Origin of the sequence: Pseudomonas sp. Irchel 3F3 (assembly GCF_900187545.1) — a bacterium.
Lineage (GTDB): Bacteria > Pseudomonadota > Gammaproteobacteria > Pseudomonadales > Pseudomonadaceae > Aquipseudomonas > Aquipseudomonas fortuita.
This window is the reverse complement of sequence record NZ_FYDS01000001.1, coordinates 93,813-108,414: the sequence shown is the minus strand read 5'-3', so window position 1 is coordinate 108,414 and position 14,602 is coordinate 93,813. Positions and strand designations below refer to the sequence as shown.

The 14,602-nt window shown below is 62.1% G+C and carries 16 protein-coding genes; 11 read left to right on the top strand and 5 right to left on the bottom strand.

Features of this window, described 5'->3' with window-relative positions:
- Positions 1–88: 88 nt before the first annotated feature.
- Together CKW35_RS00505 and CKW35_RS28215 are read left to right on the top strand one after the other, a co-directional pair.
- Positions 89–829 (top strand): SAM-dependent methyltransferase, encoded by a 741-nt coding sequence (locus CKW35_RS00505; protein ID WP_095114711.1) that lies wholly within the window; start codon positions 89–91, stop codon positions 827–829.
- Between the two features lie 268 nt (positions 830–1,097).
- The gene (locus CKW35_RS28215; protein WP_159971648.1) at positions 1,098–1,274 is read left to right on the top strand and encodes a hypothetical protein; all 177 of its coding nucleotides are present in this window, start codon (positions 1,098–1,100) and stop codon (positions 1,272–1,274) included.
- A 43-nt stretch (positions 1,275–1,317) separates the two neighbouring features.
- Here CKW35_RS28215 and CKW35_RS27670 read toward each other — a convergent pair whose 3' ends face one another.
- Positions 1,318–1,782, bottom strand: a complete 465-nt coding sequence (locus CKW35_RS27670; RefSeq protein ID WP_143499709.1) for a hypothetical protein — start codon at positions 1,780–1,782, stop codon at positions 1,318–1,320.
- 56 nt (positions 1,783–1,838) lie between these two features.
- Between CKW35_RS27670 and CKW35_RS00495 the strand changes: the two genes are divergently transcribed.
- The 8 genes from CKW35_RS00495 (at position 1,839) to queD (ending at position 5,434) form a co-directional block, all read left to right on the top strand.
- Positions 1,839–2,810: a hypothetical protein gene (locus tag CKW35_RS00495; protein ID WP_143499707.1), complete on the top strand. Its 972-nt coding sequence runs from the start codon at positions 1,839–1,841 to the stop codon at positions 2,808–2,810.
- Positions 2,811–2,894: 84 nt separating this feature from the next.
- Positions 2,895–3,554, top strand: coding sequence for a hypothetical protein (locus tag CKW35_RS00490; RefSeq protein WP_095114705.1), 660 nt, complete (start codon positions 2,895–2,897; stop codon positions 3,552–3,554).
- A complete protein-coding gene (locus CKW35_RS00485; protein WP_095114703.1) occupies positions 3,551–3,802 on the top strand; it encodes a hypothetical protein in 252 nt (83 codons plus the stop codon). Before CKW35_RS00490 ends, CKW35_RS00485 begins: the two co-directional genes overlap by 4 nt.
- Positions 3,799–4,284, top strand: coding sequence for a DUF2591 domain-containing protein (locus CKW35_RS00480; protein ID WP_095114701.1), 486 nt, complete (start codon positions 3,799–3,801; stop codon positions 4,282–4,284). The genes CKW35_RS00485 and CKW35_RS00480 overlap by 4 nt, the downstream gene beginning before the upstream one ends.
- Positions 4,272–4,604 carry a hypothetical protein gene (locus CKW35_RS00475; RefSeq protein WP_095114699.1) on the top strand — a complete coding sequence of 111 codons (333 nt, stop codon included), beginning with the start codon at positions 4,272–4,274 and terminating at the stop codon, positions 4,602–4,604. Before CKW35_RS00480 ends, CKW35_RS00475 begins: the two co-directional genes overlap by 13 nt.
- Positions 4,601–4,777 carry a hypothetical protein gene (locus tag CKW35_RS28300; RefSeq protein ID WP_177434951.1) on the top strand — a complete coding sequence of 59 codons (177 nt, stop codon included), beginning with the start codon at positions 4,601–4,603 and terminating at the stop codon, positions 4,775–4,777. Before CKW35_RS00475 ends, CKW35_RS28300 begins: the two co-directional genes overlap by 4 nt.
- Before the next feature lie 24 nt (positions 4,778–4,801).
- A complete protein-coding gene (locus CKW35_RS00470; RefSeq protein ID WP_095114697.1) occupies positions 4,802–5,014 on the top strand; it encodes an AlpA family transcriptional regulator in 213 nt (70 codons plus the stop codon).
- A gap of 63 nt (positions 5,015–5,077) precedes the next feature.
- Positions 5,078–5,434 (top strand): 6-carboxytetrahydropterin synthase QueD, encoded by a 357-nt coding sequence (queD, locus tag CKW35_RS00465; protein WP_012271598.1) that lies wholly within the window; start codon positions 5,078–5,080, stop codon positions 5,432–5,434.
- Positions 5,435–5,444: 10 nt separating this feature from the next.
- Here the strand turns inward: queD and CKW35_RS00460 are convergent, their stop codons facing one another.
- A complete protein-coding gene (locus CKW35_RS00460; RefSeq protein WP_161775554.1) occupies positions 5,445–5,927 on the bottom strand; it encodes a DUF1289 domain-containing protein in 483 nt (160 codons plus the stop codon).
- Between the two features lie 406 nt (positions 5,928–6,333).
- Between CKW35_RS00460 and acnB the strand changes: the two genes are divergently transcribed.
- Entirely contained in the window at positions 6,334–8,943 is a 2,610-nt protein-coding gene (gene acnB, locus CKW35_RS00455) for a bifunctional aconitate hydratase 2/2-methylisocitrate dehydratase (protein WP_016485917.1), read from the top strand.
- Positions 8,944–9,017: 74 nt separating this feature from the next.
- Here the strand turns inward: acnB and prpD are convergent, their stop codons facing one another.
- From prpD to acnD, 3 genes are all read right to left on the bottom strand, one after another.
- Positions 9,018–10,502: a 2-methylcitrate dehydratase gene (gene prpD, locus CKW35_RS00450; RefSeq protein WP_095114695.1), complete on the bottom strand. Its 1,485-nt coding sequence runs from the start codon at positions 10,500–10,502 to the stop codon at positions 9,018–9,020.
- A 72-nt stretch (positions 10,503–10,574) separates the two neighbouring features.
- Positions 10,575–11,765 carry a 2-methylaconitate cis-trans isomerase PrpF gene (gene prpF / locus CKW35_RS00445; RefSeq protein ID WP_070086792.1) on the bottom strand — a complete coding sequence of 397 codons (1,191 nt, stop codon included), beginning with the start codon at positions 11,763–11,765 and terminating at the stop codon, positions 10,575–10,577.
- 150 nt (positions 11,766–11,915) lie between these two features.
- On the bottom strand, positions 11,916–14,504 hold the full coding sequence (acnD, locus tag CKW35_RS00440; RefSeq protein WP_095114693.1) for a Fe/S-dependent 2-methylisocitrate dehydratase AcnD: 2,589 nt from the start codon (positions 14,502–14,504) through the stop codon (positions 11,916–11,918).
- Positions 14,505–14,602: the final 98 nt, after the last annotated feature.

Sequence of the window (14,602 nt, the reverse complement as noted above, 5' to 3'; positions counted from 1 at the left end):
CATGCCGGTCACCCGTAATACCCCATCCCAAACCAAATTGCCACCATGCCGCGACCCAGGCAGGGCCTCGCGCACCCAGGAGAAACACATGAAGGTCGACACCGAAGTCATGGCGCTGCTCAGCGCTGCCCGCACCGAAGGCAACAAGCTGTACATCACCGGTGGCCAGCTGGATCGTGGCCTGTATGCACGCCTGGACAAGACTCTGAAAGCTGCCGGCGGCAAGTGGAACACCAAGGCCAAGGCGCACCTGTTCGCTGATGACGCCGCCGAGGCTATTGAGAACATCATTCTCACCGGCGAAGTTGCGGTGCCGCAGGATTTTGGGTTCTTCCCGACGCCTGGCCCGGTGGTTGCCCGGCTGCTTGAGTTCGCGCAACTGGAGAAAGGTATGTCAGCTCTGGAGCCTTCTGCCGGTCGCGGCGCTATCGCGAGCGCCCTGGCTATTGCTGGCCTGGAAGTCGACTGCGTTGAGCTGCTGCCGGATAACGCCAAGCACCTGGAGCAACTTCCATTCCGATCAGTACAGTGCGCCGACTTCCTCGGCATCGAGCCAGCGCCCATCTATGACCGTGTCGTGATGAACCCACCGTTCGACAAGAAGCGAAGCGACATTCACCACGTGCTGCACGCGCTGAAATTCCTCAAGCCGCGCGGCCTGCTGGTGGCGATCATGCCCACCGGTGTGATCTTCCGCGAAGACGCCCTATCCCGTGACTTCCGAGGCATCGTCTCAGCGCGCAGCGGCAGCATCGTTAACCTGCCTGACGCCTCGTTCAAGACCTCGGGCACCATGGTCAACACCTGCGTCGCGATCATCCCCGCCTGACGCTCCTGCGCTGCCCGCCAGCGCCTTCCCCTATTCAACGATAACGCACCAGGCCGCGCAGGCCAGGAGGCTTACCCATGCAAGTCATCTATGCAGGGCTGCGGAACGGCGCCCGCGATCAGGCGATACACGACGCTCTGATGTACAAGCGCGTGGCCCAGGTCGCAGAGGAATTCAGGATCTCGCCCAACACCGTGCGAGCGGCCGCCAAGCGCATCGACCAGATCGCCGTGTTCGACCTTCAGCTGACAGGGGGGGGGGTAAGCCCATGCCGATCGGCAAGGTTGCATCGAGCTGCTTCCGAAAAGCAGCGCTTGGCGCATACCGAAACTACCGGGGCACCTTCCAGAATCTTGACCTGCCCTGCTGGGTGATCACCGATGGCACCCAAGAGATCGAAGTCGTCGAGCTGCGCAAGATCGACTCCGGAGAATCCACCACCTAGGTACTCAATTGCTGCATCCGATAGTAATCGGCAGCCGCTTTCATCAAACCAGCTTCCTGAGGCTTTCCGCAGCTAACCTGACTTTCTCGAGAGCGGTAAATCCTGCATTTCGCTGCCTATCATCATCACTATCTGCACCATGCCAATCAATGACTGCTCTTTGGAAGGTGAGCACCCCTTCTGCAGCATTCGAGAGATGGATTTTCAACTTGGAGTTTTCTAAAGGTGCTTCGAGTGAGCGAATGATCTCCCATTGCTCATGCGCAAGTGTGGCGAGACCAAATCTATCTTTTCTGCCTGCAGAGTCTGCAGAAGCTGCAATATCTAGCAATTTTGAATATGTCTTTTCCACGGCATCGGCGATGTTTCGAGTCTTTTCTCGATTAGATATAGCGTTTGAAGAGAAGCGATAAATCCTGAGAACGAGCCAAAATACCGGGGGAGCTAGCAAAGCCAGCCATGCAGCCAATCCTTGGTGCGTCTCAATCCACGATAAAACTGAACTCACTACCGTTTCCTCCCCCTTCCATGAGTGGCTGAATTATATACGGCTGAGGTATCCCCATGCCCACAGAAAACCGATCCAGCAACACAGAGATGGTCAGCGTGCCTCCATACATTGGCCTGGAGCCGCTGGTCGGACGCTACTACCCCGCCCAATGCCGCCGCTGCGGCTGGGTTGGCAGCTCCGAAGAGCTGACCGAGGACGATGCGCAGTGCACCCGCGACGTTGGTGAACGCCTGTGCCTGGGCGACTGCGACGAACTTGAGCGCCATGATCTGCTGAACATCATCCAAGCCATGGCAGCCCCGCAGCCCCACCCCGACCCTATAGCGTGGATGGTTGGTACTGCCATCTGGTGGACCAAAGAAGAGGCGGAGCGGGATGCGGCGGCGACTGGGCTGCCGATCATTGCGGTCGGGCCGATGATGGGCAGCTGCTATCAAGTAGAGCAGCACCAAGGCGAGCCGGTGGGCTGGCAGTTCTACCAAGACGGCAAGTGGTGGAATGGTGACGACCGCATCAAGGATCATCGAAAGAATACTGAGGACGCCGGATACCCAGTTCGCGACGTTTTTGCCCACGTCGATCCTGGCGAGGTTGAGCGGCTGTGCGCTGAACTGAACGAATGGAAGCAGCGCTGCCAGTACAACGCCGATACAGCGCACGATGTTGGCCGCGAGCGCGACGCCCTGCGCGCCCAGCTGGCCGAGCGGGATGCGCTGCTGCGCGACAAGTCTGGAGACCTTATCCGCATGGCGGCTCACCTAATCAGCGCGCCGTTATTTGCTCTGCAAGACCTTCAGGACGAAGACAAGAAAATGACCAAGGCGCGGGTTAACCATGCCGTTGAGGTTGCTGATGCACGACTAAAGGACGCCGCATACGAGCTACGCCGGATTGCTGACTCCTTATCCACTAGTGCAGAGCCGAGCGCTCCGATTGAGATCGACGAGCCAGTGTGCAAAGGCGCCTGGCAGCTCGGCACAGCTTGCGGCAAATGCCGCCGCTGCAAGGAAAACCGTCCAGCCTGACCACTGGAGTACAAATGTACTCCACTCAGATGTAACCCCTCTCCCCTCTATTCACTGCCGCGATATGGCGGCCAAGGCGAAGCTATGTCTCAAGCAAAGGAACGCCCGATCCTGTTCAGCGGGCCAATGGTGCGCGCCATCCTGGACGGCCGGAAGACGGTCACCCGCCGGCCAATAAAGCCGAGCATGCGAGGCTTCGACATCTCGTTCGAGCTTCACCAGCAGGAGGACGGTTCTTGGCGACCCATGCACACGTTCGACGAGAGCTGCATGGATGATCAGGGTACGGAGCACCCGGTGATCTGCCCCTACGGCAAGCCTGGCGACCGCCTGTGGGTGCGCGAGACCTGGTACTGCGATCATTTCGAAGTGATGCGCGGCCCCTATCTCAAGCCGGCTGATCTGGTCGTTACCGAGGCTCGCAGCGACGGGACGCTGGTCTACGCCGCTGATGGGCTAACACCGTACGAAGCCGATCAGCCCGCTTGGAAACCCAGCATCCATATGCCCCGCTGGGCCAGCCGCATCTTGCTGGAAGTCACCGACGTGCGCGTCGAGCAGCTGCAGGCCATTTCCATCGGCCAGATCTGCAAGGAGGGCCTGGCGCGCTCGATTTACGAGTTCATCCCTGTGACGACGGCCTTTGACGCTTTCGCCGAGGTGTGGGACTCGATCAACGGGCCTGGAGCATGGGAGGCCAATCCATGGGTCTGGGCTGTCGAGTTTAAGCAGGTGCAGCCATGAACCGCCTCGCCCTCTACCTCCTGCTGCTGGCCACCGGCGCCAGCGCAACCGAGAACGTAATCGACGTGCAGCACGACAGCCAGCGCGGCGTCACCTGCTACCTGCTCAACGGGGTCGGCATCAGCTGCATCCCCGACAGCCAACTGCAGGCCGGCAACCAGCGCCAGCTCTCCCCGCACGAAACACAACCCGAACCTACACCCGCACTGGCGCCTGGGCGCTGGATTGATGAGAGGTATCACCTTTGAGCCAACTAGCGAACCCTTTCCATCACCAGCTTGAAGAAGTGAAGACGGCAGACCTCGCCGGCGAGGCGCTTGGGTGGGCAGTCGGCAAGGCTGAGGGACTGGACTTGTTCCTGGCCCCGCCGGAGTACGGCAACCCCTGGCGGGTGTTCGCTCGCTACAGCTACACGGTGACCGAGCACACCAAGCGCTACAACCCGTGGGAAGACTGGGCGCTGGGCGGGAAGCTGATCGAGAAGTACCAGGTTTCGCTGTCGCCGCCGACAAGCGCCGTGCACCGCAACTTCGGCTACATGGACAAGCGCAACGGCTACTACGAGTCGGGCCTTTGGAGCAGCACGATCTTCGGCAAAGAGCGAAATCACCGGCGCACCGCGTTCCACCATCCCGACAACCCTCTGACCGTAGCCATGCGGGCGATCGCCCAGTTCGAGCTCGGCGATATCGTCCAGGTGCCCAAGGAGCTGATCCAATGCCCAGCATGATCAAGGTTTCAACCTGCGACCTTGCCGGCAAGGCGCTGCTCTGGGCCGTTGAACTGGTGGACGGTCCGGTGCCGGCGGCGGCCGGACAGCTGCAACTGTCACTGGGCGACCAGGTCATCGACGACGCAACCGGCGAGTACCTGATCCAGAAGCACGGCATGTGGATCGACCGCGGCTACAGCTGGCCATGGTTGGCCTGTGTGTCAGGTCACCCACTGGACCGCCAGCCCGGCGATACCCGGGCAGAAGCTGCAGCCCGTGCTGTGGTTCACCACGCCCGCGGCGAAACCGTCAGCGTACCGAAGGAGCTCTGCCCATGAACCTGATCGACTGCTACGTCACGAAGATCCTCGGCGAGCCGTATCGCAAGTTCGGCGCCTGGTGGGTCGACGTCGAATACAACAGCTGGGGCAGCACCAGCACAACACGGCTCATGTTCCGCACCGAGGAAGCCGCCCGGGCGGCGCAGGTCGGGCACCACTTCACGGCCTGACCTTTCCATATAAAGGAGACACCCATGCGACACGCAGAAAACATCGACCGCTTCCTGCGCCTCGACGAGGTGCTGCACGTGACCGGGATCGGCCGGAACACCGTCTATCGCAGAATCAGGGAGGGCACCTTCCCAAAACAGGTTAAGATAGGCCCCAATTCGGTCGCCTGGCGCCAGTCGGACATCACCCAGTGGATGATCTCATTCAACCCCAGCGACGACCAATCAGTACATTGAGCAGTACACTGAAACACCAGATTCCGCTCAAGCCCATATCCCATAAGCTTTACAGGTCCACCAGTGGAAATTTTCAAAGAATTCACATTCGAATCGGCCCATCGCCTGCCCCACGTCCCTGAAGGGCACAAATGCGGCCGCCTGCATGGCCACTCGTTCAAGGTCGGCCTGCACCTGACCGGCCCGCTCGACCCGCACACGGGCTGGATCCGCGACTTCGCCGAGGTCAAGGCGATCTTCAAGCCCATTTACGAGCAACTGGACCACAATTACCTGAACGACATCCCTGGCCTGGAAAACCCGACCAGCGAAGTGATCGCCAAGTGGATCTGGGACCAGGTCAAGCCGCTGATGCCAGAGCTGTCGAAGGTGCGCATCCACGAAACCTGCACCAGTGGTTGCGAATATACCGGCGACTGATTCGCCCTGCTCACTGGCCCTGCGCGCTGCCCATGGCATCGCGCAGGAAGCTGGGGGCGATGTAGCGCTGGTAATGCGCTTCTGAAAGCAGGAAGAACTCGCGATCGATGGCGTCGCGCAGTTGCGGCAGTTCCCAGCCACGGAACTCCGGCAGCAACACCATGCCGTAGGCCTCCAGGTCACGGATCATCCGCGCCCCGCGGGCTATCAGCTGGTAAGCCCAGCAATATTCCGACTGCTGATCGACAAAGCGGATGGAGCGCTGCTCCAGTTGCTGGCGCAACAGGCTTTTGTCGAACACTTCCAGCTTGGCCATCATCACCTGTACCAGCAACTGCTCAAGGCGCAGCCACACCGCACGCTTCTGCGCGTCGTCGTAGCCGTTCCAGTTGATCACTTCGTGGTGAAAACGCTTGCAGCCACGGCACACCGTGTCTCCGTACACCGTGGAGCACAGGCCGACGCAAGGGGTTTTGATGGACTTGTTGGACATGAAAAACAACAGCTTGGCGGTGGAACACCGGCCCATGTTAGCCCTTTGTCTAACCAGGGTCACTCGTTAAAGTCATGTTCACCGCCTTACCTTCGGGCTTTTTTTGCCGTAGAATCATCCGGCCTTTTCGAAGGCAACAATGTCCGTTGGAAGCTGTTTTCAAAGCGTCACGAGCACAGTTAATCCGGTAGAACGGCGTTGGCCCGGGCCATGCACCCCTCGCATGCCCGTGCCAGCCCTCATCAGCTCCCCGTTCTGCAGGCGTAAAACTTTGAAAGCAGCTTCTGTAAGGATTCTTTGCGACTCTGGCTGGGCGGCCCACAAAGCCGGCGCAGCGCATGGGTGCATTGAATGCTGGATAAGCGTCCCGGACCCCCTTTAGGGACCACTGATGAGGGAAATAACTGTGCTTGAAGCCTACCGCAAACACATCGAAGAGCGTGCCGCCCTGGGTATCGTGCCCCAGCCGCTGAACGCCGAACAAACTGCAGGCCTGGTCGAGCTGCTGAAAAACCCGCCGGCCGGCGAAGAAGCCTTCCTCGTAGACCTGATCACCAACCGCGTACCGCCAGGGGTCGACGAAGCTGCCTACGTCAAGGCCGCTTTCCTCTCTGCTGTTGCCAAGGGCGAAGCCAAGTCGCCACTGATCGACCGCAAGCACGCCACCGAACTGCTGGGCACCATGCAGGGCGGCTACAACATCGAAACGCTGGTCGCACTGCTGGATGACGCCGAACTGGGCGCCGTCGCGGCCGAACAGCTCAAGCACACCCTGCTGATGTTCGATGCCTTCCACGACGTGGCCGAAAAAGCCAAGGCCGGCAACGCTCACGCCAAGGCCGTGCTGGACTCCTGGGCTGCCGGCGAGTGGTTCACCGCCCGCCCGGCCATCGCCGAGAAGTACACCCTGACCGTGTTCAAGGTGCCTGGCGAAACCAACACCGACGACCTGTCGCCTGCTCCGGACGCCTGGTCGCGCCCTGACATCCCGCTGCACGCCCTGGCCATGCTGAAAATGGCCCGCGACGGCATCGAGCCGCAGCAGCCTGGTTCGGTCGGCCCGCTGGCACAGATCGAAGCCGTCAAGGCCAAGGGCTTCCCGGTTGCCTATGTAGGTGACGTGGTCGGTACCGGCTCCTCGCGTAAATCCGCTACCAACTCGGTACTGTGGTTCTTCGGCGACGACATTCCGTACGTGCCGAACAAGCGCGCCGGTGGCTTCTGCTTCGGCACCAAGATCGCCCCGATCTTCTACAACACCATGGAAGACGCCGGCGCCCTGCCGATCGAATTCGACTGCACCAACCTGGGCATGGGCGACGTCATCGATGTTTACCCTTACAAAGGTGAAGTACGCCGTCACGGCAGCGACGAACTGGTCACCAACTTCGAGCTGAAAACCGAAGTGCTGCTGGACGAAGTCCGCGCTGGCGGCCGTATCCCGCTGATCGTTGGCCGTGGCCTGACCGAAAAAGCCCGCGCCGAGCTGGGCCTGGGTGCTTCCGACCTGTTCAAGAAACCCGAGCAGCCTGCCGATTCCGGCAAGGGCTTCACTCTGGCGCAAAAAATGGTTGGCCGTGCCTGTGGCCTGCCAGAAGGCCAGGGCGTGCGCCCAGGTGCTTACTGCGAGCCGAAGATGACCACCGTCGGTTCCCAGGACACCACTGGCCCGATGACCCGCGACGAGCTGAAAGACCTGGCGTGCCTGGGCTTCTCCGCTGACCTGGTCATGCAGTCGTTCTGCCACACCGCGGCCTATCCGAAGCCGATCGACGTCACCACCCACCACACCCTGCCAGACTTCATCCGCACCCGTGGCGGCGTGTCGTTGCGCCCAGGCGACGGTATCATCCACAGCTGGCTGAACCGCATGCTGATGCCTGACACCGTCGGTACCGGCGGCGACTCGCACACCCGCTTCCCGATCGGCATCTCGTTCCCGGCCGGTTCCGGCCTGGTGGCCTTCGCCGCCGCCACCGGCGTCATGCCGCTGGACATGCCAGAGTCGATCCTGGTGCGCTTCAAGGGCAAACTGCAACCCGGCATCACCCTGCGTGACCTGGTGCATGCCATCCCTTACTACGCCATCCAGAAAGGCCTGCTGACCGTCGAGAAGAAAGGCAAGAAAAACGCCTTCTCCGGCCGCATCCTGGAAATCGAAGGCCTGGACGAACTCACCGTCGAGCAAGCCTTCGAGCTGTCCGACGCCTCGGCCGAGCGTTCCGCTGCCGGTTGCACCATCAAGCTGCCAGAGAAGGCCATTGCCGAGTACCTGACGTCCAACATCACCCTGCTGCGCTGGATGATCGGCGAAGGCTACGGCGATGCCCGCACCCTGGAACGCCGCGCCCAGGCCATGGAAGCCTGGCTGGCCAACCCTGAGCTGCTGTCGGCCGACGCCGATGCCGAGTACGCCGAAATCATCGAAATTGACCTGGCCGACGTCAAAGAGCCCGTGCTCTGCGCGCCGAACGACCCGGACGACGCCCGCCTGCTGTCTTCGGTACAGGGCGAGAAGATCGACGAAGTGTTCATCGGTTCGTGCATGACCAACATCGGCCACTTCCGCGCTGCCGGCAAGCTGCTGGAGAAGGTCAAGGGCGGTATCCCGACCCGCCTGTGGCTGGCTCCGCCAACCAAGATGGATGCTCACCAGCTGACCGAAGAAGGCTACTACGGCATCTACGGCAAGGCCGGTGCGCGCATGGAAATGCCAGGCTGCTCGCTGTGCATGGGTAACCAGGCGCGTGTGCAGACCGGTTCGACCGTGGTCTCCACTTCGACCCGTAACTTCCCGAACCGTCTGGGCGATGCTACCAACGTGTACCTGGCATCGGCCGAGCTGGCTGCTGTCGCTTCGATCATCGGCAAGCTGCCGACCGTCGAAGAGTACATGCAGTACGCGAAAGACATCGACAGCATGGCTGCCGATGTATACCGCTACCTGAGCTTCGACCAGATCGCCGAGTTCCGCGAAGCGGCAGCCAACGCCAAGATCCCGGTGGTTCAGGCCTAAGCTGAGTTACAGGTTGTAAAGAAAGCCCCGGCAGCGATGCCGGGGCTTTTTTGTTTCAGGCTGTACTGGCAACCTCAGATCACAAACAAATCCACAAACCTGTGCACCGCCATCCCCTCCAGCCGCTGCTGGTCCTTGCACACATTCACAATCTGCGCACACCGCTGACGGGCAAATCGCGTCCCCAGGTTTGCCCTGAACTTGGCCTCCAGCAGCGGTATGCCCTCCCCGCGCCGCCGCCGGTGCCCGATCGGGTACTCCACCACGACCTGCGCGGTACTGCTGCCATCCTTGAAAAACACCTGCAGCGCGCTGGCAATCGAGCGCTTGTCCGGCTCCAGATACTCGCGACTGAAGCGCGGGTCTTCGACCACCTCCATCTTCTCGCGCAGGCGGTCGATGCTCGGGTGGTTGGCATGGAAGGCATCCTCATAATGCTCGGCCATCAAATGACCAAAGATCAGCGGTATCGCCACCATGTACTGCAGGCAGTGGTCACGATCGGCAGCATTGGCCAGCGGGCCACTCTTGGAAATGATGCGGATCGCCGACTCCTGAGTGGTGATGACGATACGGTCGATTTCATGCAGGCGGTTGCGTACCAGTGGATGCAGGGTTACCGCCGCCTCGCAGGCGGTCTGGGCGTGGAATTCGGCAGGGAAACTGACCTTGAACAGCACGTTTTCCATCACGTAGCTGCCCAAGGCCTGCGACACACGCAGCGCCTGCTGCCCGGCAGGTTTGAGTGCCAGGTCTTTGTTGGTATGGCTGAACAACACGTCGTAGAAGCCCCACTGAGGGGCCGTGAGCACGCTCGGCACGCCCATCTCCCCGCGCAGGGCGATATCGGCCAGGCGCACGCCCCGGCTGGAAGCATCACCAGCGGCCCAGGACTTGCGCGAACCTGCATTGGGCGCGTGGCGATAGGTACGCAGGGCCTGACCGTCGACAAAGGCGTGGGACAAGGCCGAGAGCATCTGCTCGCGATTGGCCCCCATCAGCCTGGCACACACGGCGGTTGAAGCCACCTTCACCAGAATCACATGATCGAGGCCGACGCGGTTGAATGAATTTTCCAGTGCCAGCACACCCTGGATCTCATGCGCCATGACCATGGCCTCAAGCACATCACGCATCAGCAGCGGTGCCTCACCTGCGGCTACATGTTTCTGGGACAGGTGATCAGCAACAGCCAGGATACCGCCAAGGTTATCCGAGGGATGAGCCCATTCAGCGGCCAGCCAGGTGTCGTTGTAGTCCAGCCAGCGCACCGTGCAGCCGATGTCCCAGGCAGCCTTGACCGGGTCCAGACGGTAGGCGGTGCCGGGGACGCGGGCACCATTGGGGACCAGCGTGCCTTCCACCTGAGGGCCGAGGAGCTTGGTGCATTCAGGGAAGCGCAGGGCCAGCAGGCCGCAGCCAAGGGTGTCCATCAGGCAATTGCGCGCGGTGTCCAGGGCCTCGAGGGACTCGACCCGGTAGCCGAGGGCGTAGTCGGCCAGGGTTTGCAGCACCCGGTCGTAGTCCGGGCGGTCGTTGAGGTCTACGTTGGCGCTCATATCCAGCTCCCTTCAGAATTGCCGGGGCTGCGGTGCAGCCCCAACGAACTAAAGCCGAGCGCCAGTGGTGCTTTAGAAGCTGTCGCCAGGCACGCGAACCCAGCCCTCCATCAGCACGCGAGCACTGCGGCTCATGATTGCCTTGGTTACTGTCCACTCCCCCCCCACCTGCCGCGCCTCGGCCCCGACCCGCAGGGTGCCCGAAGGGTGGCCAAAACGCACAGCGCTACGCTCGCCCCCACCAGCGGCGAGGTTGACCAGCGTGCCCGGAATGGCCGCCGCAGTGCCGATCGCCACCGCCGCCGTCCCCATCATGGCATGGTGCAGCTTGCCCATCGACAAGGCCCGCACCAACAGGTCGATATCACTTGCCTGCACCGACTTGCCACTGGACGCAGTGTAGGTGCTCGGTGGCGCAACGAACGCCACTTTTGGTGTGTGCTGACGCCCGGCAGCCTGTTCAACGTTGTCGATCAGCCCCATGCGCACGGCGCCATGGGCGCGAATGGTCTCGAACCGCAGCAGCGCCTGAGGGTCGCCGTTGATGGCGTCCTGCAGTTCGGTACCGGTGTAGCCGAGATCGGCAGCGTTGATAAAAATGGTCGGGATACCAGCATTGATCAAGGTCGCCTTGAAGGTGCCGACACCCGGCACTTCCAGGTCATCAATCAGCTGGCCGGTAGGGAACATGGCGCCGCCGTCGCCGTCTTCATCGGCTGCCGGGTCAAGAAACGCCAGTTGCACCTCGGCGGCCGGGAAGGTCACGCCGTCGAGCTCGAAATCGCCGGTCTCCTGGACTTCACCTTCGGTGATCGGGACGTGGGCGATGATGGTCTTGCCGATATTCGCCTGCCAGATACGCACCGTGGCGATGCCGTTGCGCGGAATGCGCGCCGGGTCGACCAGGCCGCTGCTGATGGCGAACGAACCCACTGCGGCGGACAGGTTGCCGCAGTTGCCGCTCCAGTCGACGAAGGCCTTGTCGATGCTGACCTGGCCGAACAGGTAGTCGACATCGTGCTCAGGCTTGATGCTTTGCGACAGGATCACGGTCTTGCTGGTGCTCGACGTCGCGCCGCCCATGCCGTCGATCTGCTTGCCGTAAGGGTCAGGGCTGCCAATGACCCGCAGCAGCAGTGCGTCGCGCGCGGGGCCGGGGATTTGCGCCTGTTCGGGCAGGTCTTGCAGGCGGAAGAACACGCCCTTGCTGGTGCCGCCACGGATATAGGTAGCGGGGATTTTGATCTGGGGTACATGTGCCATTGTCTTGGGCATCCTGATAGTCCGGTGAAATACCCTGGGGCTGCTATGCAGCCCTTTCGCGACACAAGGCCGCTCCCACAGGTACTGCGCCGCCCGTTGTGGGAGCGGCCTTGTGTCGCGATGGGCCGCAATGCGGCCCCCGATTCATGTTCAGGCGGTCGCTTCGAGGAAGTCCTGGGCAAAGCGCTGCAGCACGCCGCCCGCTTCGTAGATCGACACCTCCTCTGCAGTGTCCAGGCGGCAGGTCACCGGCACTTCCAGGCGCTCGCCAGTGGCGCGGGTAACCACCAACGTCAGGGTCGCCCGTGGCGTACGCGCGCCAATCACGTCATAGGTCTCGCTGCCGTCCAGGCCCAGAGTCTTGCGGTCGGTGCCTGGCTTGAACTCCAGCGGCAATACACCCATGCCCACCAGGTTGGTGCGGTGTATGCGCTCGAAGCCCTCGGCGACAATGGCCTCGACACCCGCCAGGCGCACGCCCTTGGCCGCCCAGTCACGGGACGAACCCTGGCCGTAATCGGCGCCGGCAACAATGATCAGCGGCTGTTTACGCTGCATGTAGGTCTCGATTGCCTCCCACATGCGGGTGACCTTGCCTTCCGGCTCGATACGCGCCAGCGAGCCCTGCTTCACGCTACCGTCTTCCTTGCGCACCATTTCATTGAACAGCTTGGGGTTGGCGAAGGTGGCACGCTGAGCGGTCAGGTGGTCGCCACGGTGAGTGGCGTAGGAGTTGAAGTCCTCTTCCGGCAAGCCCATCTTCGCCAGGTACTCACCGGCGGCGCTGTCGAGCATGATGGCGTTGGACGGCGACAGGTGGTCGGTGGTGATGTTGTCCGGCAGTACCGCCAGCGGGCGCATGCCGCGCAGGGTACGCTCACCCGCCAATGCGCCTTCCCAGTACGGGGGGCGACGGATGTAGGTGCTCATCGGGCGCCAGTCATACAGCGGCGCCACCTTCGGCCCACGGTCTTCCTCGATGGCGAACATCGGGATATACACCTTGCGGAACTGTTCTGGCTTCACCGCAGCACGCACCACGGCATCAATCTCTTCATCACTCGGCCAGATGTCCTTGAGGCGGATTTCCTTGCCATCGACCACGCCCAGCACATCTTTTTCGATGTCGAAGCGGATGGTACCGGCAATGGCATAGGCCACCACCAGCGGCGGCGAGGCCAGGAAGGCCTGCTTGGCATACGGGTGGATACGCCCGTCGAAGTTGCGGTTGCCCGACAGCACGGCGGTGGCGTACAGGTCTCGGTCGATGATTTCTTGCTGGATCGCCGGGTCCAGGGCACCGGACATCCCGTTGCAGGTGGTGCAGGCGAAGGCGACGATGCCGAAACCGAGTTGCTCCAGCTCCTTCTCCAGCCCCGCTTCTTCCAGGTACAGCTGCACAGCCTTGGAACCTGGCGCCAGCGACGACTTGACCCACGGTTTGCGGGCCAGCCCCAGCCTGTTGGCATTGCGTGCAATCAGGCCAGCGGCGATCACGTTACGCGGGTTGCTGGTGTTGGTGCAGCTGGTGATCGCGGCAATGATTACCGCGCCGTCCGGCATCTGCCCAGGCACCTCTTCCCAGCTGCCGGCAATGCCTTTGGCTGCCAGGTCGCTGGTAGCCACGCGAGCGTGCGGGTTGGACGGGCCGGCCATATTGCGCACCACGCTCGCCAGGTCGAAGCGCAGGGTGCGCTCATAGACGGCGCCACCCAGGCTGTCAGCCCACAGGCCGGAGACCTTGGCATAGGTTTCCACCAGCTTGACCTGCTGCTCTTCACGGCCGGTCAGGCGCAGGTAGTCGATGGTCTGCTGGTCGATGGCGAACATCGCTGCGGTGGCGCCGTATTCCGGCGCCATGTTGGAAATGGTGGCGCGGTCGCCCAGGGTCAGGGCCCGGGCACCTTCACCGTGAAACTCCAGATAGGCGCCAACTACCTTCTGTTTGCGCAGGAATTCGGTCAAGGCCAGCACCAGGTCGGTGGCGGTGATGTTCGGTGCCAGCTTGCCGGTCAGCTCGACGCCGACGATTTCCGGCAGGCGCATCCAGGAGGCGCGGCCGAGCATCACGTTCTCTGCTTCCAGGCCGCCCACGCCGATGGCGATCACGCCCAAGGCATCAACATGCGGGGTGTGGCTATCGGTGCCGACGCAGGTGTCCGGGTAGGCCACACCGCGGTCGTTGTGGATGACAGGCGACATCTTCTCCAGGTTGATCTGGTGCATGATGCCGTTGCCCGGCTGGATCACGTCGACGTTCTTGAACGCCTTCTTGGTCCAGTTGATGAAGTGAAAGCGGTCTTCGTTGCGGCGGTCTTCAATGGCGCGGTTCTTTTCGAAGGCCTGCGGGTCGAAGCCACCGCACTCCACTGCCAGCGAGTGGTCGACGATCAGTTGCACCGGTACCACCGGGTTGACGGCAGCTGGGTCGCCACCCTTCTCGGCAATGGCATCGCGCAGGCCGGCGAGGTCGACCAGCGCGGTCTGGCCGAGGATGTCGTGGCACACCACGCGGGCCGGGAACCATGGGAAGTCGAGGTCGCGCTGGCGCTCGATCAGCTGGCCCAGCGAGGCGTCGAGGGTTGCCGGGTCGCAGCGGCGCACCAGGTTCTCGGCGAGCACGCGGGACGTGTAAGGCAGGCCGTCGTAGGCGCCGGGCTTGATCGCCTCGACCGCCGCACGGGCATCGAAGTAGTCCAGGTCGGTGCCTGGCAGGTGCTTGCGAAATGCTGTGTTCATATCGTTATCAGGCTCGGTCACGGTACGGTCGTGGATAGCTTTCTAATTGCTGTCCTGTGTTGGCTGGTCCGGCTTCATCGCCGGCAAGCCAGCTGCTA